Annotated in this window: 19 protein-coding genes; 8 read left to right on the top strand and 11 right to left on the bottom strand. The window is 71.5% G+C overall.

All coding sequences use genetic code 11. From position 1 onward, the window contains the following. Positions 1 to 37 precede the first annotated feature (37 nt). Together N1028_RS05015 and pyrE are read right to left on the bottom strand one after the other, a co-directional pair. Positions 38 to 766: a hypothetical protein gene (locus N1028_RS05015; RefSeq protein WP_259525725.1), complete on the bottom strand. Its 729-nt coding sequence runs from the start codon at positions 764 to 766 to the stop codon at positions 38 to 40. A gap of 2 nt (positions 767 to 768) precedes the next feature. Then, complete coding sequence (gene pyrE, locus N1028_RS05010) at positions 769 to 1,317, bottom strand: orotate phosphoribosyltransferase (protein WP_259525724.1); 549 nt, start codon at positions 1,315 to 1,317, stop codon at positions 769 to 771. 118 nt (positions 1,318 to 1,435) lie between these two features. On the opposite strand from pyrE, the gene N1028_RS05005 reads away from it, so the two are divergent. Next, positions 1,436 to 2,482 (top strand): hypothetical protein, encoded by a 1,047-nt coding sequence (locus N1028_RS05005; RefSeq protein WP_259525723.1) that lies wholly within the window; start codon positions 1,436 to 1,438, stop codon positions 2,480 to 2,482. A gap of 8 nt (positions 2,483 to 2,490) precedes the next feature. Here the strand turns inward: N1028_RS05005 and N1028_RS05000 are convergent, their stop codons facing one another. Together N1028_RS05000 and N1028_RS04995 are read right to left on the bottom strand one after the other, a co-directional pair. Continuing rightward, entirely contained in the window at positions 2,491 to 3,393 is a 903-nt protein-coding gene (locus N1028_RS05000; protein ID WP_259525722.1) for an SDR family oxidoreductase, read from the bottom strand. Then, a complete protein-coding gene (locus tag N1028_RS04995; RefSeq protein WP_259525721.1) occupies positions 3,390 to 4,661 on the bottom strand; it encodes a YihY/virulence factor BrkB family protein in 1,272 nt (423 codons plus the stop codon). Before N1028_RS04995 ends, N1028_RS05000 begins: the two co-directional genes overlap by 4 nt. A gap of 120 nt (positions 4,662 to 4,781) precedes the next feature. Between N1028_RS04995 and N1028_RS04990 the strand changes: the two genes are divergently transcribed. Beyond that, positions 4,782 to 5,624 (top strand): exodeoxyribonuclease III, encoded by an 843-nt coding sequence (locus N1028_RS04990; RefSeq protein WP_259525720.1) that lies wholly within the window; start codon positions 4,782 to 4,784, stop codon positions 5,622 to 5,624. Positions 5,625 to 5,654: 30 nt separating this feature from the next. On the opposite strand, the gene N1028_RS04985 is transcribed toward N1028_RS04990, so the two are convergent. Continuing rightward, complete coding sequence (locus N1028_RS04985; protein WP_259525719.1) at positions 5,655 to 8,000, bottom strand: cell wall-binding repeat-containing protein; 2,346 nt, start codon at positions 7,998 to 8,000, stop codon at positions 5,655 to 5,657. A gap of 115 nt (positions 8,001 to 8,115) precedes the next feature. On the opposite strand from N1028_RS04985, the gene N1028_RS04980 reads away from it, so the two are divergent. Both N1028_RS04980 and trxA read left to right on the top strand, forming a co-directional pair. After that, on the top strand, positions 8,116 to 10,107 hold the full coding sequence (locus N1028_RS04980) for an APC family permease (protein WP_375163460.1): 1,992 nt from the start codon (positions 8,116 to 8,118) through the stop codon (positions 10,105 to 10,107). Between the two features lie 40 nt (positions 10,108 to 10,147). After that, positions 10,148 to 10,549, top strand: coding sequence for a thioredoxin (trxA, locus tag N1028_RS04975; RefSeq protein WP_259525718.1), 402 nt, complete (start codon positions 10,148 to 10,150; stop codon positions 10,547 to 10,549). Positions 10,550 to 10,558: 9 nt separating this feature from the next. Here trxA and N1028_RS04970 read toward each other — a convergent pair whose 3' ends face one another. Beyond that, the gene (locus N1028_RS04970) at positions 10,559 to 11,137 is read right to left on the bottom strand and encodes an NAD(P)H-dependent oxidoreductase (protein WP_259525716.1); all 579 of its coding nucleotides are present in this window, start codon (positions 11,135 to 11,137) and stop codon (positions 10,559 to 10,561) included. 100 nt (positions 11,138 to 11,237) lie between these two features. On the opposite strand from N1028_RS04970, the gene N1028_RS04965 reads away from it, so the two are divergent. Further along, on the top strand, positions 11,238 to 11,852 hold the full coding sequence (locus N1028_RS04965) for a TetR/AcrR family transcriptional regulator (RefSeq protein ID WP_259525715.1): 615 nt from the start codon (positions 11,238 to 11,240) through the stop codon (positions 11,850 to 11,852). Here the strand turns inward: N1028_RS04965 and N1028_RS04960 are convergent. The 3 genes from N1028_RS04960 to N1028_RS04950 all read right to left on the bottom strand — a co-directional run bounded on the left by N1028_RS04960 (position 11,835) and on the right by N1028_RS04950 (position 15,668). Beyond that, on the bottom strand, positions 11,835 to 12,452 hold the full coding sequence (locus N1028_RS04960; RefSeq protein WP_259525714.1) for a DUF6328 family protein: 618 nt from the start codon (positions 12,450 to 12,452) through the stop codon (positions 11,835 to 11,837). The genes N1028_RS04965 and N1028_RS04960 overlap by 18 nt on opposite strands. 60 nt (positions 12,453 to 12,512) lie before the next feature. After that, positions 12,513 to 15,005: a metallophosphoesterase family protein gene (locus N1028_RS04955; protein ID WP_259525713.1), complete on the bottom strand. Its 2,493-nt coding sequence runs from the start codon at positions 15,003 to 15,005 to the stop codon at positions 12,513 to 12,515. Between the two features lie 120 nt (positions 15,006 to 15,125). Next, positions 15,126 to 15,668 (bottom strand): metallophosphoesterase family protein, encoded by a 543-nt coding sequence (locus tag N1028_RS04950; RefSeq protein WP_259525712.1) that lies wholly within the window; start codon positions 15,666 to 15,668, stop codon positions 15,126 to 15,128. Between the two features lie 92 nt (positions 15,669 to 15,760). Between N1028_RS04950 and N1028_RS04945 the strand changes: the two genes are divergently transcribed. Beyond that, positions 15,761 to 16,855 carry a hypothetical protein gene (locus tag N1028_RS04945; protein ID WP_259525711.1) on the top strand — a complete coding sequence of 365 codons (1,095 nt, stop codon included), beginning with the start codon at positions 15,761 to 15,763 and terminating at the stop codon, positions 16,853 to 16,855. Between the two features lie 150 nt (positions 16,856 to 17,005). Here the strand turns inward: N1028_RS04945 and N1028_RS04940 are convergent, their stop codons facing one another. Together N1028_RS04940 and N1028_RS04935 are read right to left on the bottom strand one after the other, a co-directional pair. Further along, on the bottom strand, positions 17,006 to 17,926 hold the full coding sequence (locus tag N1028_RS04940) for an AEC family transporter (protein WP_259525900.1): 921 nt from the start codon (positions 17,924 to 17,926) through the stop codon (positions 17,006 to 17,008). Between the two features lie 2 nt (positions 17,927 to 17,928). Beyond that, positions 17,929 to 20,049: an acyltransferase family protein gene (locus N1028_RS04935; RefSeq protein WP_259525710.1), complete on the bottom strand. Its 2,121-nt coding sequence runs from the start codon at positions 20,047 to 20,049 to the stop codon at positions 17,929 to 17,931. A 162-nt stretch (positions 20,050 to 20,211) separates the two neighbouring features. On the opposite strand from N1028_RS04935, the gene N1028_RS04930 reads away from it, so the two are divergent. Further along, complete coding sequence (locus N1028_RS04930) at positions 20,212 to 21,606, top strand: DUF6421 family protein (protein WP_259525709.1); 1,395 nt, start codon at positions 20,212 to 20,214, stop codon at positions 21,604 to 21,606. Continuing rightward, positions 21,599 to 22,402: an SDR family NAD(P)-dependent oxidoreductase gene (locus tag N1028_RS04925; RefSeq protein ID WP_259525708.1), complete on the top strand. Its 804-nt coding sequence runs from the start codon at positions 21,599 to 21,601 to the stop codon at positions 22,400 to 22,402. The genes N1028_RS04930 and N1028_RS04925 overlap by 8 nt, the downstream gene beginning before the upstream one ends. The last annotated feature ends 27 nt before the right edge of the window (positions 22,403 to 22,429 follow it).

Here is a 22,429-nt window from a genome sequence, read left to right as displayed (position 1 = left end):
CACTCTAGCGCGGGCGTCTGACATCGCTGAGGATCGCTCACGCGGGTGGCGCGACCAGGGATGCCCCGAGCGGTTCCCCCGAGGCGCGGCTGAAGAAGCAGTAGTAGGAGCGGTCGCCCGCGGTCCACTCCGCCTCGGTCACCGGGTAGGCGGCCTGCCACTGCACGTCCGGGAGCGCTTCTGCAGCCGCGTAGTCGAGCACGGCCGGCGCGGTGCAGAGCAGGTTGAGCCGGCCTGTGAGCTCCGCCTCGCCCGGGAACAGCGCCGTGGCCGAGGCCGGATCGGCGGGGTCGGTGAACAGGCCACGGGTCACGAGCTGGGCGGTGTGCTCGCCCGCGCAGTCGACCACCGTGAACTGCTCGCTCCAGGGCGAGGTGAAGCCGGAGATGCACTCCCCGCCGGCCAAGGCGTCCCAGTCCTGCACACCGGGAGCTGCGGGCCCGGTCGGGAGGGCAGCGGCGGCGGGGTCGGGGGACGGCGTGGGCGCAGGGGTGGGCGAGGGAGTGGGCGCAGGGGTGGCGGTCGCGGAGCTCGGCGCGCCGACGCCGGCCGGGCCGGGGTCCGACCCGCGCGCATCCGCAGCGCCGCCGACGGCGGTCCCCACGAAGAAGAGCACCACGGCGAGGCCCACCGCGAGCAGCGCGCCGCCCACGAGCACGACCCGCAGGAACACGGCGTCCCGTGCCCTGTCCCGCCCGCCGGCGGGTGCGGCGGCGGGTGCCCCGGCTTCACCTGGAACGGGCTCGCCACCGCTCGTGCCGGTCATGCCTACTCCAGCCCCAGGTCTGCCAGCCCGATCGCGTAGTGGTAGGGGTAGCCGGCCTCCTCGATGCGCTCCCCGGCGCCCGTGGCACGGTCGACGACCACGGCGACCCCCGCGATGATCGCCCCGGCCTTCTCGAGCGCAGCGATGGCGGCGAGCGGTGAACCGCCCGTGGTGGAGGTGTCCTCGAGCACGATCACGCGCTTGCCGGCCACGTCGGGGCCCTCGACCTGGCGGCCACGACCGTGGTCCTTCGGCTCCTTGCGCACCACGAAGGCGTCGTAGGAGAGCCCGCGCGCGGCGCCCTGGTGCAGCACGGCGGAGGCGATCGGGTCGGCGCCCATGGTGAGCCCGCCGACCGCGTCGACGTCCCGGATGCCCTCGATGAGGTCGAGCATGACCTGCCCGATCAGCGGGGCCACGCGGTGGTCGAGCGAGACCTTCCGCAGGTCGACGTAGTAGCTCGCCTTCTTGCCGCTCGTGAGCGTGAAGTCGCCGTGGAACACGGCATCCGTCTTGATGTACTCGATGAGTTGGCTGCGCGCGTCGGTCACGGACCCAGTTTAGCCGGGGCCCCCGGCGCCACTTCGGCGGCGGATTCGCAGGCTCGCGCCACGCCCGTCGAATAGTGTTCGGGCCATGACGAGGGTACGGGGGACGAGAAGAGCACGGATGCGCCTGGCCGTGCTCGCAGCCGGAGCCGCAGCACTCCTGCTGGCCGGCTGCGCAGGCCAGGGCGCCGGAGCCCCGAGCGCTGCGGGAAGCGGCGACAGCGGTGGAGCCGGAATCGACATCGCACCGATCTCGACCTTCCAGCCGGACGACCCCCTGCTCACCGGCGCCCCCACGGGCGAGGCCTCGAACGCGCTCGGCCTCGTGGGCGAGTGGCAGCTGGCCGACGCCGAAGGCGACGCAGCGGGAACGTTCGTCTGGACCTCCGCCGACATGCACGGCCAGAGCATCACCGTGTTCCGCGACTGCGGCGTGCTCCAGGCGTCGTGGGCCGGCTCGGACGACCTCCTCGTCACGGGGTCGATCGGCGGGTCTCAGGACTGCTTCTCGCAGCCCGACGGGTCGTTCCGCGCGCCCGACGTGCCGTGGCTCACCGAGGCTCGCGGGTTCCGGGTCGTCGGCGACGGCTGGGAGCTGCTCGACAGCACCGGCGCACCCGTCGCCCGGCTCGACCCCGCCGACGGCGCTCCGCCGGCGGAGATCCTGCAGCAGGTCGGAGGCGGAGCACCCGTCGCGGGCGACGAGGCCAGGGCCGCGCTCGCACGCCGGGCCCCGCTGGCGGAGGGCCTGACGGCCGCCTCGCTCGACGAACTCGTGGGCACCTGGTCGCCGGTGGGTCTCGCCCCGAGCGGCCTCCCGGACGTTCCGCCGACGACGATCGACGAGACCCCGCCGATGGTCGAGGACCTGCCGGAGGGCTCGCCCCTGAGGTCGGCGATCACCTTCCGCGACGACGGCAGCTACACGGTCGACGACTGCCGCCACCAGCCCCTCGACGACGGGACGATGCCCGAAGGCGATGGTCTCGCCTTCGCGGGCGACGGCAGCGACTTCCTCGCGCCCGGCTACGCCATCAACCTCCTGCTCTGCTGGCCCAGCTGGCCGCTCACCGAGATCCGCACCCGCACCATCGCCCTCGACAACGGCTACCTGCGTCTCTTCGATGTGTCGGGTGACGAGCTAGGACGCCTCGAACGGGTGGGCTAGGCGCCCGTTCAGCCGCCGGTGAGGCCCAGGAAGTCGCGCAGGGAGCGGGGCGGGTGGCCCGTGAGGTGCTCGACGTCGGCGGTGATGCGCGAGAGCTCGCCCGCGGCGATGGCCGTGTAGGTGCTCACCCAGGCATCGAGCTGCCACGGCGGGGCGTCGTAGCCGGCGCGGGAGGCGTAGGCCTCCGCCAGCGTCTCGTCGAGGTAGGTGACAGGGGCTTCACCCTGGCCCGCGCGCTTCCGCGCCTCCGTCACGATCGCCGCGACCTCGTCGAGGCCGAGCGCCTCGGGGCCCGTCAGCTCGTAGGTGGCGTCCGCGTGCGCATCCGCCGACCTCATCCTGTCGAGCAGCACGCGCACCGCGCTCTCGGCCACGTCGTCGCGCGTGACGGAGGCCACTCGGCCCGTTCCCGCCGGTCCGCGGATGACGCCGTCGGAGCCCGCGAGCATCGGCAGGAAGTCGGTGTAGAGGTTGTCGCGCAGAAAGGTGTGGCCGAGGCCCGCCTCACGGATGAGGTTCTCGGTGACGACGTGGTCGCGCGCGAGCGTGAACGTCGCATCCGGGGCCGCCCCGAAGAACGAGGTGTAGACGACGTGCTCGACTCCCGCGGCTCGGGCCGCGTCAATGAAGGAACGGTGCTCGGCGAGCCGATCGGCGTTCTCCGCCGCCGAGACCATGAAGACGATGCGGGTGCCGGCGAGAGCGCGCTCGAGGGCGGCACCGTCGGAGTATTCTGCGACGGCGACCTCGGCACCCGCGATCTCGGGCGCTCGCGCCGGGTCGCGCACGAGGAGTCGCTGGGGCACGCCCGCATCCTGCAGCAGCCGGGCGACGCGGCCGCCGAGACCGCCGGTGGAACCGGTGACGACGATGGGAGACGTGGCCGGGATGCCGGCGGGCGGGATGCTCATTCCCCCATCATGCTCTCTCGCCGGGGGTCGGGGCGGCGGGCGTCGAGGAGCGACTGCAGCTCCTCCTCCGCGGCGTCCAGCCGCCAGCGCGCTCCCGGGCGGCGCCACCACGGGGCCGCCTCGAGCTCGGTGCGGGCCTCGCGCAGGCGCACCTCGGCGGCGATCACCAGGGCGTCGTGCTCGCGGGCCGCGCGCTCCTCGGCGGTGGGCTCGTAGAGCGCCTCGCCCCTGTCCTCGGCGGCGATCGAGATCCAGGATGCCGCCACCAGGGTCACGACGCTCGTCAACCGGAACCAGAGCAGCAGGGCGATGAAGACCACGAAGGTCGACAGCAGCGGATTACGGGTGGCGCCGCCGAGCAGCTGCGAGCCGAGCACCTGGAGCACGAGGAGGGCTGCGCCGCCGAGGCCGGCGCCGAGGGCCATGCGCGTGAGGGTGAGGCGCGCCCCCGCCACGAAACGGAACAGCACCATGAGGGCGGCGGTGTCGATGGCGTAGACGAGCGCGAGGCCCGCCACCCGCACGAAGGTCGTCGACCAGTCGCGGAACTCGTCGGGGAAGAGGGAGAGGATCCAGTCGAGCGCGGCCGTGCTCGCCACGCTCAGCACGGCGGCCGCGAACAGCGTGAGGCCGAGGGCGAGGGAGACGAGCAGGTCGCGGGCCTTCAGGAGCAGGTAGGCGCGGCGATCGCGGGGCATGCCGAAGATGGCGCGCACGGCGATGCGGGAGTAGGTGATCCAGCCGATGGCGGTCCAGACGAGCACGGCGATCGCGGCCACGCCCGTGATGGTGAGCACGGAGGCGCTCGAGCGGGCGATCTGCCGGAGGTCGGCCTCGCGGATGATCTTGTCGTCACCGATCAGGCCCGGCACGTAGGTGTTGATGAGGGCGATCAGGGCGTCGAGGGTCTCCGGGGAGCCGATCAGCCAGATCCCGGCGACCGCGAAGACGATGTAGACGGCCGCGAAGACCGCGAACAGCGCCTGATAGCTCATGCCGGCCGAGAGCAGGAAGCCGTTGGCCGAGAGGAAGCGGCGCCAGACCCGGGCGGGGAAGAGGGCGAGCGTCTTGTTCGTGACGTCGGTGACCCGCGCGATCGGCTGCTCGAGCAGCTCGAAGCGCTCCCCCAAGCGCTGTTCGAGGCGGGTGCGAAGGGTGCCGTCGGGGGCGGGCGAGCCGTCGGGGGCGGCGTCAGCGCCCCCGGTGGCGTCGGCCGTCGCACCTTCTTCGACGGCTCGGCGCAGCTCCTCGTCGTCCGCACGCCCCATGCCACCAGCGTAGTCAGGCGGACAACGCCACCCCTCGCGGACACCGGGCCGCCAGGGCTCTCGGTGGGCCGGAGCCTTGGCGATGTCCGCCGTGTCTGCCGCGGCCGGTAGCGTGGAGGCATGCGTGTTGCCACCTGGAATGTGAACTCCATCCGCGCCCGAGTCGGCCGCGTCGTCGACTGGCTGGTGCGGTCGGACATCGACGTGCTCGGCATGCAGGAGATCAAGTGCAAGGAGTCGCAGTTCCCCTTCGAGGCCTTCCACGAGGCCGGCTACGAGGTGGTGCTGCACGGGCTGAACCAGTGGAACGGGGTCGCGTTCGCGAGCCGGCTCCCGATGCACGACGTGTCGAACACCTTCTCGGGCATGCCCGGCTTCGGCAAGGCGCAGGACGACGGCTCCCTCCCGCTCGAGGCGCGCGCCCTCGGCGTCACCGTCGACGACGTGCGCCTGTGGAGCCTCTACGTGCCGAACGGCCGCGACCTCGACAACCCGCACTACCTCTACAAGCTCGCCTGGCTGAAGGAGCTCGCGGCCGAGACGCGCACCTGGCTCGCCGCGCATCCGTCGCAGCCGCTCGCGCTGATGGGCGACTGGAACATCGCCCCCTTCGACACGGATGTCTGGGACCGCTCGGTCTTCGAGGGCTCGACCCACGTCTCCGAGCCCGAGCGGGCCGCCTTCCGTGCCTTCGAGGAGCTGGGGCTCGCGGATGTCGTGCGCCCCCTCGTGCCCACCGGCTACACCTACTGGGACTACAAGCAGCTCCGCTTCCCGCGGAACGAGGGAATGCGCATCGACTTCATCATGGGCTCGCCCGCTTTCCAGGAGCTCGTCACGGCCGCCCGCATCGACCGCGACGAGCGGAAGGGCGACGCCCCCTCCGACCACGTACCCGTCGTCGTCGACCTCGACCTCTCGACGGAGGAGGACGACGACGACCGCCCGATGATCTTCGGCTGAGCCGCTCGTCGGCTGAGCACGGCCCCTGCGCTACGGCGCGAGGTACCCGCGCAACGACTCGTACACGGCGGCCGACACCGTCGCCTCCCCGCCGAGCACGACGATCCGCGTCGGCTTGAGCCGGCTGAGCTGAGTCTGCACCGCCGGCGGGATGCGATCGGCGGCCACCAGCAGCACGGGGGCCTTTGCGCGGATGGCTGCGGCCGATCCGGACAGCGCGTCGGGGAAGACCTGACCCGATGCCACGAACACCGTGCCTCCGGCGACGGGGAACGACGCTCCGGCCACCGCCGCCGACTGCTCGTAGCGGTCGGCACCGGCCAGTCGAGTGGCCGGCATGGAGGGCGGGATCTGCTTCAGCACGGCTTCGGACACCGTCGAGGTTCCTCCGAGGACCACGACCGACTTCGGCTTCAGCCTCGCCAGCTCGGCGGAGACGGCACCGGGGATGGTGTCCCGCGTGACGAGCAGCACCGGCCCCTTGGCGAGCCCGGCGGCGGCGGAGCCCGAGAGCGCGTCGGGGAAGACAGCACCTGATGCGATGTACGCCACCTGGGCCCCCTTGGTGAACACGGTCCCTGAGACCCTGGCCGACACCTCGTACCGATCGGCGCCGTCGATCCGCGTCACGCGGGAGGGGTCGGCACCGACGAAGGACTCGAGCGCCTTCTGCACGGCGGGGGCCACCGTGGCGGTGCCGCCCAGCAGCACGATCCTGGCCGGATCGAGACGATCCAGTTCGGCCGCGACCAGCGGCGGGATGGCGTCCTTCCGCGTGAGGAGCACGGGCCCTCGGTCGGCCCCGGCCGCGGCCGATCCGGAGAGGGCATCGGCGAACACCGCGCCGGAGGCCACGTAGGCCACGGGGACCCCGGGCGCGAATCGTCCGGCGGAGACCGTTGCCGAGACCTCGTAGCGGTCGGCACCCCCGACCCGTTCGATCGCGGATCCGCCGACGGGACCTCCGTCGGCGGCGATCCCGCGGAGGTACACGAGCGTCCGGCCGAGCGGATCGGCAGGCGTGATGCGCGGAGCGAGGCTCGTGAACCCGACGAACCGGCCGTCAGCCGACATGCTGGGCCCTCCGGAGAAGTCGCTCCCCACGACGGGAGTGGTGCCGGCCTCGACGCTCACAACGGAGTTCACGCCGCGCACGAGGTCGCGCACGAACACCTGGCTCACGCCGTTCGGATTCGCGACGTCGGAGAGGTCGGTCGCCACGGAGGCGAAGACGATCCGTCGCGCGTCTGCCGAGAGCTTCGGCGAACTGCTGTTGCTGTTGGCGGGGCCCGTCCCGGCGAACGTCATGCTCACCACGCGGCTCGCGCGTCCCTTCTCCGGCTCGCGCACGAAGATCTGCGCGGTCGTCGTGGTCGTCCCCGCGGGACCGACAGCGATGTTCGTGGCCTTCGAGGCGAAGGCGACCGTGCGGCCGTCGGCCGAGAGGGAGGGATCCACCGAGTCGCGGTCGCCTGCGATCCCGGCCCCCGCGGCCGCACTCACCAAGGTCGTGGTCCCCGTCCGACGGTCTCTCGTGAAGACCTGGGTCACGCCGGCGGCTGGTGTGTCGGTGGTGAGATTCTGTGCCGCCGACGCGAAGGCCACGACGGAGCCGTCGTAGGAGCTCGCAGGGGTGGTGGCATCGACATCGGCCGCAGCAGAAGCAGGCGAGACCGAGGGGTCCTGCACACTCACCAGTTCGATGGCGGGGGTTCCTGCCGCTGAGATGTCTGCCCGGTACACCTGGTTTCCCGAGACCGCCGAGGGCACGAGATCGGAGGCCGCGGACTGGAACGCCACGGATCGACCGTCACCTGCCATGCTCGGCAGCAACGACAGCGCGTCCCCTCCCGCAGTCCTGGTGGTGTTCACGGTCACGAGGCGAGCGACCCCGCCGGGCGCCAGGTCGCGCACGAAGACCTGCAGGATGCTAGAAGAATGCGCGGGGTCGAGGTTCGTGGCATTGGAGACGAAGGCGACGAACCGGCCATCGGCTGAGATCGAGGGCTGCGTCGCCGCGCCGGTGGCCACCGAGCCGTCCCGCCCGGCACTCACGAGCACGATGGCACCCGTGCTCATGTCCTTGCGGAAGACCTGAGCGGTCCCTCCCGGCGCACCCGCGAACGCCGATTCCGACGTGAACGCCACGTAGCGCCCATCAGCCGACACCGCGGCCCCGTTGGCGGCGCCCGCCCCCGGGATCCCCGCTGCATCCGAGCTCACGATCGCCGTCACACCGACTCCCGGCACCGCGGCCGACGCGCTCCCGGCCCCGAGCAGCGCCCCGGCCAGCATGGCCACGACGGCTGCGGAAGCCCCCAGAACCGTCCTCCGGTTCGCCCGCGACCGCAGTGCGGCCCTGTCCTGGATCGTCATGTCATCTGCCTCTCGGATAACCAGTGATGAGAATGTCTCAGTGAATACTGAACGTGAGATTAAGTCAAGGCCCACCGCGTCGTCGGAGCCCGAAGGATGCGTGTATAGATGAACCATGTCGACCTCGAGCACCGGCGCCGCCGCCAACCTCACGCCGGGTGATCCGCCTCCCGCGGGCAAGGTCCAGGGCCGCCTCGCGCACTGGCTCACCGACGGCGCCGAGCAGGCAGGCAAGCATCCGGGGCCGGGAGCCACGAAGCCCGAGAAGACCCACTCCTGGTGGCGGGTCATGTGCCTCACGGGCGTCGACTACTTCTCGACCCTCGGGTACCAGCCCGCCATCGCGGCCCTCGCCGCGGGCCTCCTGAGCCCGATCGCCACGATCGTGCTCGTGCTCGTGACCCTCTGCGGCGCCCTCCCGGTCTACCGCCGCGTGGCCCGCGAGAGCCACCGCGGCGAGGGCTCGATCGCCATGCTCGAGAAGCTGCTGCCCTGGTGGGGCGGCAAGCTCGTGGTGCTCGTGCTGCTGGGCTTCGCGGCCACCGACTTCATGATCACCATCACTCTGAGCGCGGCGGATGCGAGTGCGCACGCCATCGAGAACCCGTTCGCACCGCAGTGGTTCGAGGGCCAGCAGGTGCCGATCACGCTCATCCTCATCGTGGGCCTCGCCGTCGTGTTCCTCCGCGGCTTCAAAGAGGCGATCAACGTGGCGGTCGTGGTGGTCGCGGTCTTCCTCGTGCTCAACGCGGTCGTGGTCGCCGTGGCCATCGGCCACGTCTTCGAGAACACGCACGTGATCGACGACTGGTGGGGCGCGCTCACGACGCAGCACGGCAATCCGCTCGTCATGGTCGGCATCGCACTCATCGCCTTCCCCAAGCTCGCGCTCGGCCTCTCGGGCTTCGAGACCGGCGTGGCCGTGATGCCGCAGATCAAAGGGGCTCCCGGCGACACGCCGGCCAACCCGGTCGCACGCATCCGGGGCGCCAAGCGACTGCTGACCACGGCGGCCGTGATCATGTCGACCTTCCTCATCACCTCGAGCCTCACCACCACGCTGCTCATCCCGCAGGAGGCGTTCGAGGCGGGCGGCCCCGCGAACGGCCGCGCGCTCGCCTACCTCGCCCACGAGTACCTCGGCGAGGGCTTCGGCACGGTCTACGACATCTCGACCATCGCCATCCTCTGGTTCGCCGGCGCGAGCGCCCTCGCCGGCCTCCTCAACCTCGTGCCGCGCTACCTCCCGCGCTACGGCATGGCACCGCACTGGGCCGGGCTCGTGCGACCGCTCGTGATCGTGTTCCTCGTGATCGCCATCATCATCACGCTCGTCTTCGACGCGAACGTCGACGCGCAGGCCGGCGCCTACGCCACGGGCGTGCTCGTGCTCATCACCTCCGCCTCCGTGGCGGTCACCCTCTCGGCGCGGCGCAAGAAGCAGCGGGCGGCCACGATCGGCTTCACGATCGTCACCGTGGTGTTCCTCTACACGACCGTCGCGAACATCATCGAGCGGCCGGACGGTGTGCGGATCGCGGCTCTGTTCATCATCGGCATCATCGCCGTCTCGATCATCTCGCGCGTGCAGCGCTCCTTCCAGCTGCGGGCGACCTCGATCACCCTCGATGCGGCGGCCCTCGACTGGGTGCTCACCGACGCCGACGAGTACGACACGATCCGCATCATCGCGCACGAGCCGGATGCCACGGACTCGCCCGACGAGTACCGCCAGAAGATCAAGGAGGAGCGGCGCGACAGCGGCATCCCGCAGCGCTCCCCCGTCATCTTCCTCGAGGTGCACCTGGCCGACTCGTCGAACTTCGAGGAGGACCTGCTCGTCACGGGCGAGGCGATCGACGGCTTCCGCGTGCTCAAGGTCTCGAGTGCGAACGTGCCGAACACCATCGCCACAGTGCTGCTGGAGATCCGCGACCTCACGGGCGTGGTTCCGGATGTCTACTTCGAGTGGACAGAGGGCAGCCCCATCTCGAACATGTTCCGCTACCTCATCACGGGCGCGGGCGAGGTGGCCCCCGTCACGCGCGAGGTGCTGCGCCGTGCCGAGCGCGACCGGAGGCACCGCCCCGAGGTGCACGTCAGCTGAGTGGTGGGAATTCCCGGGCGATCGTGGTGTTGTTGGATGCATGTCCACGAAGACTCTGACCATCGAGAACCACGACGACACCGTCGCTGACGGCATCGTCCTGATCGACTTCTGGGCCGACTGGTGCGGCCCCTGCAAGCAGTTCGCCCCCGTGTTCGAGAAGGCCTCCGACGAGCACGGCGACATCGTGTTCGCGAAGGTCGACACCGAAGACCAGCGCCAGCTCGCCGCCTCCTACGGCATCACGTCGATCCCCACGCTCGTCGGCTACCGCGACGGCATCCCGATCTTCTCCCAGCCGGGTGCACTGCCCGGCCAGGTGCTCGAAGACGTGATCAAGCAGGTGCGCTCGCTCGACATGGAGACCGTGAAGAAGGAGTACGCCGAGGCGGTGGCCGCTCAGCAGCAGCAGGCCACCACCCCGTCGCCGGACGCGGTCTAGCCGATCGGATCAGGCCGCGGCCGCGTCCTCGTCGAGCTTCGCCAGCTCAGCGGCGAACTCGTCGAGGAACGCGGTGAGCTGGGTCACGATCTCCGCGTCGTCGTTCGGGTGCGTCTCGGCGAAGCGCACGAGCGAGTGAGGGATGGAGAGCGTGCGCTGCTCGAGGACGTTGGCGCCGGCGATGCCGAACGCCTTGCGCGTCTCGTCCTGGGCCCAGATGCCGCCGTACTGGCCGAACGCGGTGCCGATCACAGCGACGGGCTTGGCCACGATGGCCGCTTCGCCGAAGGGGCGCGACGACCAGTCGATCGCGTTCTTGAGGTTGGCAGGAACGGTGCCGTTGTGCTCCGGCGTGACCACGAGCAGAGCATCCGCTGCACCGAGCGCTTCGCGGAACTCCACCACGGAGGCCGGCAGCCGGCCCTCCACGTCGAGGTCCTCGTTGTAGAGCGGGAGCGCTCCGTGGCCCTCGTAGAGCGAGAGCGTCAAGCCCTCCGGCGCGTGGGCGAGGGCGGTCTCGGCGAGCTGGCGGTTGATCGAGGCGGCACGAAGGCTGCCCACGAGCACGAGCACGTTCTTGTCGGTCATCGTTCTCCAAGGGATCGGGCCGATCCGAGGATCGGCGAGATGGTCACCACAGAATAACCGGACTGCGGTCCGCTTATTCCCACCGTGCTACATTTCACGCATGACCTGGGTGGGCGCGTCGTCGGAACCGCTCCTCCCCGCCGTGGGTCCCCCGCCCACCGAGCGATCGGATGCCGCCCGCAACCGCGCCCGCGTGCTCGAGGTCGCCCGTGGCCTCGTGGCCGCCGAGGGCGTGGCGGGCATCACGATGGATCGCGTGGCCACCGAGAGCGGGGTCGGCAAGGGCACGGTCTTCCGCCGCTTCGGCTCGCGAGCCGGCCTCCTGCGGGCGCTTCTCGACGACACGGAGCGCGAGTTCCAGGGCCGCTTCCTCTCCGGTCCCCCTCCGCTCGGGCCGGGCGCGCCGCCGCTCGAGCGGCTCGTGGCCTTCGGCCGCGAGCGCATCGCCGTGCTCTCCACCCAGAGCGAGCTCCTGCGCGCCTCGGCGGTCCCGGACGAGAACCACTACGCCGTGCCTGCCCGCCGCGTGGCCGCCCTGCACGTGGCGACGCTGCTCCGCCAGGCCGAGGTGCCCGGCGACGTGCCGGTGCTCGCGTTCGAGCTGCTCGCCGTGCTCGAGGCGATCCTCACGGCCCCTCCGGGCGCGAGACCCCCGATCGACCGGCTCGCCGACGGCTGGGAGCAGCTCGTGCGCTCGCTAGACCGACCCGTCTGAGCGGGCAGGCCCACCCGACGTATCCGGCGCATCCGGTGCACTCGCCGCATCTGGCGTACCCGGAGCATCCGGCTCATCCGGTGCACCCGCCCTCGCCTCGTGGTGCGACCGCCGAACCGCCCCGGGAACCACGACCCAGAGCACCACGATCACCACGAGCAGCGCCGCCCCCGCCACGATCCCGCCCGCGCGCCCCAGCACGAAGTCGAAGATCAGCATCGCGGTGCCGGCGAGGGTGAGCGCGACCCCGATCATGGTGAGCCTCAGGATGCGGTCGGTCACGAGCACTACGCGCTCCTTGGCCTGCTGCCGGAAGAGGGTGCGGTGCAGGCTCACCGGCGCGAGGCCGAACACCGTGGTGAGGATCGACGCCACCACGAGGCACAGGTACACGGTGCGCTGGTAGTCGTCGAGATCCTCGAACCGCGACTGGAAGGCCGCGGCCAGCAGGAAGCCCGTGAGGATCTGGGTTCCGGTCTGGATGACGCGCAGCTCCTGCAGCATCTCGTTCCAGTTGCGGTCGAGCCGCTCGTTGCGGGTCTCGTCGCGACCGTCACCTGGAGCGACGTCGGCATCGTGCGGAAGCCTGGACTGATTCATGTTCCATGGGTACCACGAAGGGCCGGGGAAGAGGATCCCCGGCCCGTCAGGTGAGCGAGGTCAGGCGCGCGAGCGGCGGCCGGAGCGCCAGATCAGCGCGCCCGCTCCGAGCAGCAGCGCGCCGAGCACTCCTGCGAGGGCCGGGGCCGCGGCTGCGGCGTCGACGCCCGTGCTGGCCAGCGATCCGCCCGGCGCACCCGGCACCGCGGCCGAGGTGACCGTGAGCTCTGCCGAGGCGGTGCTGCCGGTTGTGGCGCCGCGCAGCTCGATCCGGTGCGTGCCGACCGGGGTGCCGGCCGGGATCGTGACGGTCATGCGCACGGTGCCGTTGATGGCCGTCTTCGTGCCGAGCCGCTGCGGCGTGCTGTGCAGCACCGCCGACACCTCCTCGGTGGCGCCGAACCCGGTGCCGGTGATCGAGACGCTGCCGCCCGCGACCACGGACGAGGCCGAGAGGGTCACGGCCGCCGCGCCCGGGGAGGGTGCCGGCGACGCGGTCGGGGTCGGGGTCGGAGTCGGCTCAGGCGACGCCGTCGGAGTCGCGGTGGGGGTCGCGGTCGGCTCAGGCGTCGGCGTGGCGGTGGGGGTCGGCGTGGGGGTCGGCGTAGGCGTCGGCTCTACGGCCTCTCGGCCGAGCGAGAAGCGGTCGAGTTCCACGGGCGGCAGGTCCGGCGTCCGCACGTCGTAGATGTAGCTGATGACCTCGTTCGATCCCGTGTCGAGCAGGGTGAACACGGCGTGGTCGTTGCTCTGCACGAACGGCGTCTTCACGCCCTCTGCGTTCACCGGCGCGGCCCCCGTGGGCATGATCGGCTCGAGCCCGCCGGGGTTCCCCTGCGCGAGGTAGTTCGAGGCGTCCCACGGCAGGGGCGGCACCCCGCGCGAGTTGCCGCTGAGCTCGTGGAACACCCGGTAGGTGTTGCCCGTGTTCGAGGTCTCGAGGTAGTTGACGCCGTTCTCCGACTGGAAGCGGTTCCAGATGTGGTTGTGCGCCTGCTGCACGAGGTCGACACCGGCCTCCTCGAGCATCGGCCCGAGGTCGTTCAGCAGGTGGTTCTCCGCGGCGGGGTAGTCGTAGCGGATGCCGGCGAGCGATCCGTCGGCGTTCGTCTCCTCGGTGCGCACCGGGTCGGTGAAGTGCGGCATCACGTTGCCGCCCATCGTCTGCGCGCCCTCGTGCATCATCACCACGCGGAACCGCGCATCCTGGAACTCGTCGCTCGCGAGCTCGCCCTCGAGCCACTCGAGCTGGGCGCTGCCGTCGTCGATGGGCTCGAAGATGAACTCGCCGTGACCCTGCGAGAGCGGCGTGCCGAGCACGGCGGGCGTCTCCTGGTAGCGCGAGATGCCGGTGCGCGCCGCGGGGTCGGCCTGGGCGGTCTCGCCGCGCCAGATGCGGGTGGAGTAGAGCGAGATGAGGCGCACGTCGCCGACGGTCACGGCGTAGTAGCGCTCACCGCCGGAGGCCGACTCGGGGAGCGTGAACATCTCCTCGTAGGTGGTGGAGCTGAACGAGTTGTCCTCGATCCAGGCCGCCTTCACCGCGGGGTCGCCCGAGGGGTTGACCGTGGCGGCCACCTTCTCGTATTCGGCCTCGGCCACCGCGGTGGGCACGGGTGCGTTGAACGAGCCCGAGATGCTCGTGGCTCCGGCGACGCGGCCCTGCACCTCGTGGTTGCCGATCGCCGGGTAGATCGGGGCATTCTGCAGGATCTCGGCACCGCGGTAGGCCTCGCCGTGTGTGGAGGCCCGCGAGGCGTTGCCCTGCAGCACCGGGAAGAAGGCGCCGCCGCGGGAGTCGTCGAACCACTCCGAGGCCCGGTCGGGCTGGTTCACGAGGTCGCCGGCGAGGAACACGGCGTCGATGTCGCCGAACGTCTCCGAAGCCATCTCGAGGTTCGCGGCGGTGTTGCTCATGGCCTGGTGGTCGCTCGTGATGAGGATCCGCTGGTCGTCGCCGGCCTTCGGCGCGGGTGAGAGCGAGAAGGTCCCGGATGCGGCGAGCTCCGTCGCATCCGTGCCGGGTGCTCCGTCGAACGAGACCACGCGGTAGGGGACCCGCTCGCCGTGGGTGAGGCCCGAGACGACGGCCTCGTGCCGCCACACCTCGCGCTCGGCCACGCCGGCGGCCGGCTTCTCGTCGGCGGGGATGTTCGACGCCGTGTCCTCCACGAGGCGCGAGAACCGCTCGCTGCCCGCCTCGAACACCGCGATGCCGGCGAGCTCGCCCGCGGCGGCCTCGTCGAGTTGCTCCTCGGCCAGCGCTCCCACGGTCTCGCCCACGAGCACGACGCTCGAGGCGCCGGCGAACTCGGTGGCCCACACCACGTTCACGCTCGACTCACCGGGGGCCTGGAGGAACGGGTCGCTCAGCAGCTCGAGTGTGCCGATCGGGTCGGTGCTGGCGGCGGAGGGGGAGCCACCGGTCTCGTCGCCCGCGGCGAGCGCCTGGGTGGGGTCGACGAGCGCGGCGGTGACCAGCAGGGCGCCCGCGGTGAGGGTGGAGGCGACCGCGGCGGTTCTGCGGCGGGAGGAATCGGTGCGTCGTGGCATCGCTGACTTTCGTGTCGGACGGCGTGGTGAGCGCGACTGCGCCCATCCACCCTCGCCGCCCGCCGTGGGCGACACGCAGAGGGAGAGTGGCCTGCCGGTGAAGTCCGGATGAAGCCCGGCTCAGTCGCGCGCGACGGGCAGCAGCTCCACCTCGGTGAGCACTCCGTCGTCGGCGACCGCGGTCATGAGCGTGCAGACCGGCTGCCGGCGGCGATCCGTCGGCGACCCGGGGTTGAGCAGCCGCAGCCCCGCCGGCGACGTCGTGTCCCACGGGATGTGACTGTGCCCGAACACGAGCACGTCGGCGCCGCCGCCGCTTCCACTGCCACTTCCGCTTCCACTGCGAGGGAACGCGGCGTCCATCCGCGTCTCGCGGCCGGCGGCCGACCCCGTCTCGTGCACCGTCGCGATCCGCACGCCCTCGAGCTCGACCCGCGCCACCTCGGGCAGGCGGGCCCTCAGCTCGGCACCGTCGTTGTTGCCGTGCACACCGACGAGCCGGGCGGCGCGGTCCTCGAGCAGGTCGAGGGTGCCGACATCGACCCAGTCGCCGGCGTGCAGCACGACGTCGGCGCGGTCCACCTGCCGCCACACCGCATCCGGCAGCCGGCGGGCGCGCTTGGGCACGTGCGTGTCGGCGAGCAGCAGCAGTCGGGTGGGCATGCCCACCATCGTGGCACGGGGTCGCTCGGCCTAGGCTCGGTGGCGACGGATGCGAGAGTCGCGACGGATACGAGAGTCGCGACGGATGCCAGGTGGCGACGGACGCGGGATCCACGACGGATGCGAAGGGAGAGCGGATGGCGGAGGAGCCGACCACGGCCCAGTTGCGCGATGCCGCCCAGTCGCTCGAGCGCATCGCCCAGGAGCTCTACGCCGTGCGGCCCGCCGAGTTCGTGGCCGAACGGAAGCGGCACGCCACGACGGCCTCCGACGAGGGCGACCGCGAGCTCGCCGCCCGGGTGCGCAAGCTCGCGAAGCCCTCCGTGGCGGCCTGGGCCGTCGACCAGCTCGTGCGGCACCGCTCCGACGAGCTCGACGATCTGCTCGCCCTCGGCGCGCGCCTGCGCGACTCCTCCTCGCTCGACCGCGAGGCCGTGCGCGACCTCGGCAAGGAACGGCAGCGGATGCTCGCGGCGCTCGCCCGCTCGGCGCGCGACCTCGGCGAGGAGCTCGGCACCCCCGTCTCGGAGTCGGCCGCCCTCGAGGTGCAGGCCACCCTGCAGGCCGCGCTCACCGATCCGGGGGCCGAGGCGGCGCTCTGCACCGGACTCCTCGTGCGCACACTCGCGACGGCGGGCTTCGACCCCGTCGACCTCGCCGGTGCGCTGCCGGCCGGTCTCGAGGCGGCGGCCCCTGCCGCGGCGGTGCCCGGCTCCGGCTCTCGTTCCGGCCCCGGTTCCGGCTCTCGTTCCGGCCCCGGTTCCGGCTCTCGTTCCGGCTCCGGCTCCGGCCCCGGCTCCGGCTCCGGCGAGCCCGCCACCGACGATGCACGCCGATCCGCCCCGCCCGTCATGGAGACCGTCACCCCCTCCCGCGCCACCCTGCGCGCCGAGAAGCGTGCCGCGGCGAAGCGCGAGGCCGAGGAGGCCAGGCAGGATACGGAGGACGCGGCGGCCGAGCTCGCGGGCCTCGAGCTGCGCATCCAGGAGATCCGCGACCGACGCGACCGGCTGTCGTTCGAGCAGCGCGAGCTCCGCGCACGCATCGAGCAGCTGCAGGAGGAGCTCGACGAGGCCGCCGGCGAGGCCGCAGCCCTGCGCAAGCAGCGCCCCGCCGCCCAGCGCACCGCCGACGCCGCGGCCCGCGCCGCCACCCGCGCCGCCCAGGCCCTGCAGCGCCTCAGCTGAACGCACGGCCAGAACGGGAACGAGGCCACGCACGAGCGGTCGGGCACTCCTCTGCTGGCCCCTGGGGGAGACGACGGAGATCAGGGTGCTCGGTGGGAATCGACGGACGCACCGCTCAGTCTGGCGCTGAACTCCGTCGTCTCCAGCGCCCTACGCCAGCAGCGCCGCGACGAGCACGAGCACCGGAACCGACCCGATCGTCGTCACGAGCACGGTGTCGCGCGCCAGGATGACGCCGCGCTGGTAGCGCGCCGCGAAGTTGTAGATGTTCTGCGCCGTCGGGAGCGCGGCGAGCGCCACGACCCCGAACAGCTCCACACCCGAGAGCCCGAACACGAAGCGCCCGAACAGGAACGCGACGACCGGCATCACCACGAGCTTGATGGCGGAGGAGACGATGATCTCGGTGCGCCCCTGCCCCGGCTGCAGCGGCTTCTGCCCCACGAGCGACATGCCGAACGCGAGCAGCACGAGCGGGATCGCGGCCCCGCCGATGAGCTCGAGAGGCGCGAGCACGGGCTCCGGCGGCAGGTACTCGAACAGGGCGCAGACGAGGCCGGCGAGCGAGGCGATGATCATCGGGTTGCGGAGCGGCTGGGTGAGGATGGAGCGGGCCGAGGCGGATCCGCGGGTGGCGATGTCGAGCACCGTGAGGGTGATCGGCGCGAGCACGATGAGCTGCAGGAGGAGCACGGGCGCGACGAGGCCGGGGTTGCCGAGCACGTAGGTCGCCACGGGAAGACCGATGTTGTTGGCGTTCACGTAGGCGGAGGCCGCCGTGCCCACGGTGGTCTCGGCGACGGGCCGGCGGAACCACAGTCGCGACGCCAGCAGGTAGAGGCCCGCGCTGATGACCACCGAGATGAGCGTCACGAGGATGGGCCCCGAGAAGATCGCGGCGGGGTGCGAGCGCGCGAGCACGGTGAACAGAAGCGCGGGGGTCGCCACGAAGAAGGCGACGCGGTTGAGCACGAGGCGCGCATCCGGTGGCAGGATGCCGATCCGCTGCACGACGTAGCCCACCAGGATGACGAAGCCGATGATGGCGAAGCCGGTCAGCACTCCGAGCACGCTCACCTCGTCAGCGCCTCATTCATCGCGCGCTCCAGGAACGGGCCCAGGGTGAACGCGAAGGTGCGCGTGAGGTGGTCGATGTCGCGGTAGACGTTGGCGCCGCCCACGACGGCCTGGCACTCCTCGGCCGTGCAATAGGTGTCGCTGAAGTCGAGCAGCGTGATGTCCCGGCCCTCGGTCGCGGCACCCTCGGCGGCCATCGCGATGGGGTCGAACTCGGCGAGGCCCTCGTCGCGCGGCATGGTGCACGCCGAGGCGTCCTCGGTGCGCAGGCACTTGTTGGGGTCGTCCTCCCACGCGGGGTTGTCCACGAGAGTCACGATCGGGGTGCCCGCCTCGAACACCGGCGTCCAGGCCTCGGCATAGCCGATCGCGGCCATCCGCTCGTCCTCGTCGGTGCCAGGCACGTTGCGGTCGGTCAGCGCGGCGGTGAAGACGGCGTCGAAGGGCTCGTGCGCCTCGAGCTGGGCGGTGAGGTCGCTGCGCCAGTCGTCGCACGAGATCGCGAAGGCGTCTCGGCCCGCGAGCGGCGCCGTCGACCACGGGCAGCCGCCCTTGAGGTAGGTCGTGAGGTGCCAGCCGTTGCGCTCGGCCATCTCCACGAAGGGATCCATGAGCGCGTAGGCATGGCTGTCGCCGACGAGGGCGACCTGGGGGGCATCCGGATCGTCGCTGCCGAACGTGCAGTCGCGCACGCTCGCGTCGTTGAGGGTGCTGAGGCACTCGGGGTGCAGCGGCCGGTCGGCATTGCCGAAACCGGGGCTCGGAATGATCTCGTCCGCGAGCTCCGGGTTCTCGCAGAGCGGCACGATCGGCTCGAGGCCGTCGGTGGGGCCGCTCGCGGCGCCGAAGCACTCCGGGGGGTTCTCCAGGGTCTGGGCGAGCTGGGTGGCCTCGGCGTCGTACTTCGGCTGCTGCACGGCCCAGGCGCCGCCCACGAAGAGGCTCGACACGGCCATGGCGGCGACCACGCCGATGAGGGTCGCGCGGGGCTTCCTGGTGGTGAAGAACCGCCACTGCCGGGTCGGATCCTCGATGAAGCGCTTGGTCAGCCACGCGATGACGAAGCAGAAGGCGAACAGCGCGAGCCGGTGCGCGGTGGTGAGACCCCACCCCGGGATGTAGGGGGCGATCACGATCAGCGGCCAATGCCACAGGTAGAGGGAATAGGAGATGTCGCCGATGAAGCTCACCGGGCGGATGCTCAGCACGCGACCCGCATCCCACGGCTTCGCGCGGTGGTGGCTCACGATCACCGCGGCGGTGGCGAGCACCGGGATCGCGGCCATGTAGCCCGGGAACGGCGTGGACTTGTCGAAGAGGTAGCCGCAGGCGAGGATCACCACGACGCCGCCGTAGCCGAGCACGTTCGACAGCCACGCCCTCGTGGGGCGGAGCCGCGGCAGCAGGGCGAGTGCGCCGCCGACGGCGAACTCCCACACCCGTGTGTAGGTCACGAAGTAGGCGGCGGCCGGATCGGTGGCGGTCACGAACACGGAGAGGGCGAAGCTCGCGAGGCCCACGACGGCGAGCACGCCGATGAGGCCCACCCACGTGCGCTTCTTCATGACCTTCACGGCGAAGACCGAGGCGCCGAGCAGCAGCACGGGCCAGAAGAGGTAGAACTGCTCCTCGAGCGAGAGCGACCAGTAGTGCTGCACGAGGCTCGCCTCGTTGGCCGCGGCGAGGTAGTCCACAGAGTTGGCCGCGAGGATCCAGTTCTCCACATAAAAGGTCGAGGCGAGGATCTCGCGCACGTTCTCGGTCAGACTCGACAGCGGCATCACGAACAGGGTCGCGAGGCTCGCGAAGACGAGCACGGTGATCGCGGCGGGAAGGAGGCGACGGGCGCGCTTGGCGTAGAAGCTCGGCAGCGCGATGCGATCGGTGCGCTCGAGCTGGCGCGCGAGCTGCTGGGTGATGAGGAAGCCCGAGATCACGAAGAAGACGTCCACGCCGATGTAGCCGCCGCTCAGGCGACCGGGCCAGAAGTGGTAGACCACCACGAGGAGCACGGCGATGGCGCGGAGGCCCTGGATGTGCGGAAGGAAGTGGTCGGGCTTGCCCGCGAGGCCTGAGGCGGCGGTCGGGGCATCGGGCGTGCCCGTCTTCGTTCTCATCGCGTCCATGCTACCCGGGGCGCACTCGCGAGCCTGAGAGGCGGCGTCCGGCGATTATCCGCGCTGTTCCGGGGGTTTCACGCAAAGAAATGGAGGCCAGGTCAAAGAAGAGCGGATGCGTTGCGCCTAGGCTCGAGGAGACGATCGATCGGAGGTTCCACCATGTCCACACGCCCCGAGCGCACCGCTCTGCCCATCATCGGAGAACCCGAGGTCGTCGAAGACGCCGCCTGGCTGGAGCTCAAGTCCGCGGTCGGCTCCCTCCAGGTGCTTCAGGTGAAAGACGGGTCGGTGCCCGACCCCGTCGACCATCCGCTCGCCCGCACGCTCGTGCAGCGCATCCGCTCGTCGGTTGCGGCGCTGGCTCCCCGCTTCCCGCACGATGCCGACTACCTCGAGGCGCTCGACGGCGACTTCGCGGCCTGGGCCGACGGGGGCTTCGGCATCCCCGACTTCGTGGCCGCGCTCGAGGCCTTCGCACCGGCGGCCGACCGGGTCGACGGCGTGCAGCACCTCGTGGTGTTCCCCATGTACACGCAGAACGGCAGCACCGACCGGCACGTCGAGGCGGTGCTGTTCGAGGTGGTCTGGCCGTCGTTCGTGGCAGAGCTCGAGGCCGGCGACTACTCGAACGCGCTGTTCCTGCCCATCCGGTTCCTCGACTTCACGGCCGGCTACGACACCAACTCGGCCGTGCTCTTCCCCGAGTCGGTGGCCACCTCGCGGGTCATCCCGTTCACCTGGGGCGGCATCTTCGCCGACCGGGAGGCGGCCAGGTTCCGCCGGGTGGTGCGGCACGCGGCCGAGGTGACGCGGCTCGAGCTGCCGGCCGACGCCCAGGAGCTGCTCGCCGACCAGGAGCTCGCCGAGCGCACGTTCGTGATGTGGGATCTCATCCACGACCGCACGCACATGCGCGGCGACCTGCCGTTCGATCCGTTCATGATCAAGCAGCGCATGCCGTTCTTCCTCTACTCGCTCGAGGAGCTGCGCTGCGACCTCACGGCGTTCCGCGAGGCCGTGAAGGTCGAGCGCGCCGAGACCGCGAAGGGCGACGAGGGCTCGCCGGAGCTGCGTAAGCACGCGGCGCTCGTGCAGTACGCGGTGCTGTTCGACCGCATCTTCCGCTTCGCCATCACGGGCTCGCGCGTGCGCAACTACGACGGCCTCGGCGGCCAGCTGCTCTTCGCCTGGCTGCACCAGCGCGGCGTGCTGCACTGGACCGACACGCGACTCACGATCGACTGGCCCGAGGTCGCCCCCGCTGTCACGGCGCTCGGCGACGCGATCGACGAGCTCTACTGGCGCTCGATCGACCGCCCCAAGATCGCGCACTGGCTCGCGGCCTACGAGCTCATCACCACCACCGTCACACCGCATCCGGCATCGGTCTGGGCGCAGGGCAGGGAAGCGCTCCCGCTCGACGGGCCGCCGCGGGGTCTCACCGACGCCGTGCTCGACGACGAGTTCCCCCTCTCGATGTTCTACGAGGCCCTCGAGAAGAAGATGCGTGACGTCATCGACTCGACCGCGGGGATCACGGGCGCCGATGACTGAGGATCGGGTCGTCTCCGAGCCCGCCGCCGGCTCGGGTGGCAGCGTGCGGGGCCGAGTGGTCGTGGTGGCCGGTGCGACGAGCGAGTCGGGCGTCGCCACGTGCGCCGCGCTCGTCGCCGCCGGGGCCGTCGTGCTGGCGGTGGGCTCGTCCGACGAGCGGCTCGCCGCCCTCGCCGAGCGCGTGCCCGGCATCTCGACCGCCGTGTGCGACCTCGCCGATCCGGAGGCCGTCACCGCCCTGGCGCGCGCGACGGGTGCGGTCGACGGGCTCGTCCACCTCGTGGGCGGCTGGGTCGGCGGCACGGGCATCACTGGGCAGACCGATGAGGGCTGGACGGCCGTGGAGCGCTCGTTCCGCACGCTCCGCAACACCGTGCGCGCCTTCTATCCGGCGCTCGCGGACTCGGCGTCCGGCCGAGTGGTGTTCGTCTCGTCGGTCTCCGTCGACGCGCCCACGGCATCCGGAGCCGACTACACGGCGGCCAAGGCCGCCTCCGAGTCGTGGATGCGCTCCCTCGCCGACGCCTTCACCACCGACCAGGCCGGCGCCGCCGATGGAGCCGACCGTGCCGGCGAACGCGAACGCGAACGCGAACGCGACCCCGAACGCCCCGGCCTGCGGGCGGCCGCGGTGGTTTTCGCGGTCAAGGCCCTCGTCGACGAGCGGATGCGCGCGGCGAACCCGGAGCGCCGCTTCCCTGGCTTCACCGACGTCGCCACCCTGGCCGACGCGGTCGTCGCCCTCTGGGACTCCCCGGCCGCCGGCCTCAACGGCACCCGCCGCACGCTCGCCTGAGCCCGCTCATCCGCGCGACGGATGGCG

Source organism: Herbiconiux oxytropis (assembly GCF_024979315.1).
GTDB lineage: Bacteria > Actinomycetota > Actinomycetes > Actinomycetales > Microbacteriaceae > Herbiconiux > Herbiconiux oxytropis.
Note: the sequence above shows the minus strand (reverse complement) of the source record. Positions and strands in the feature narration are given on the sequence as shown.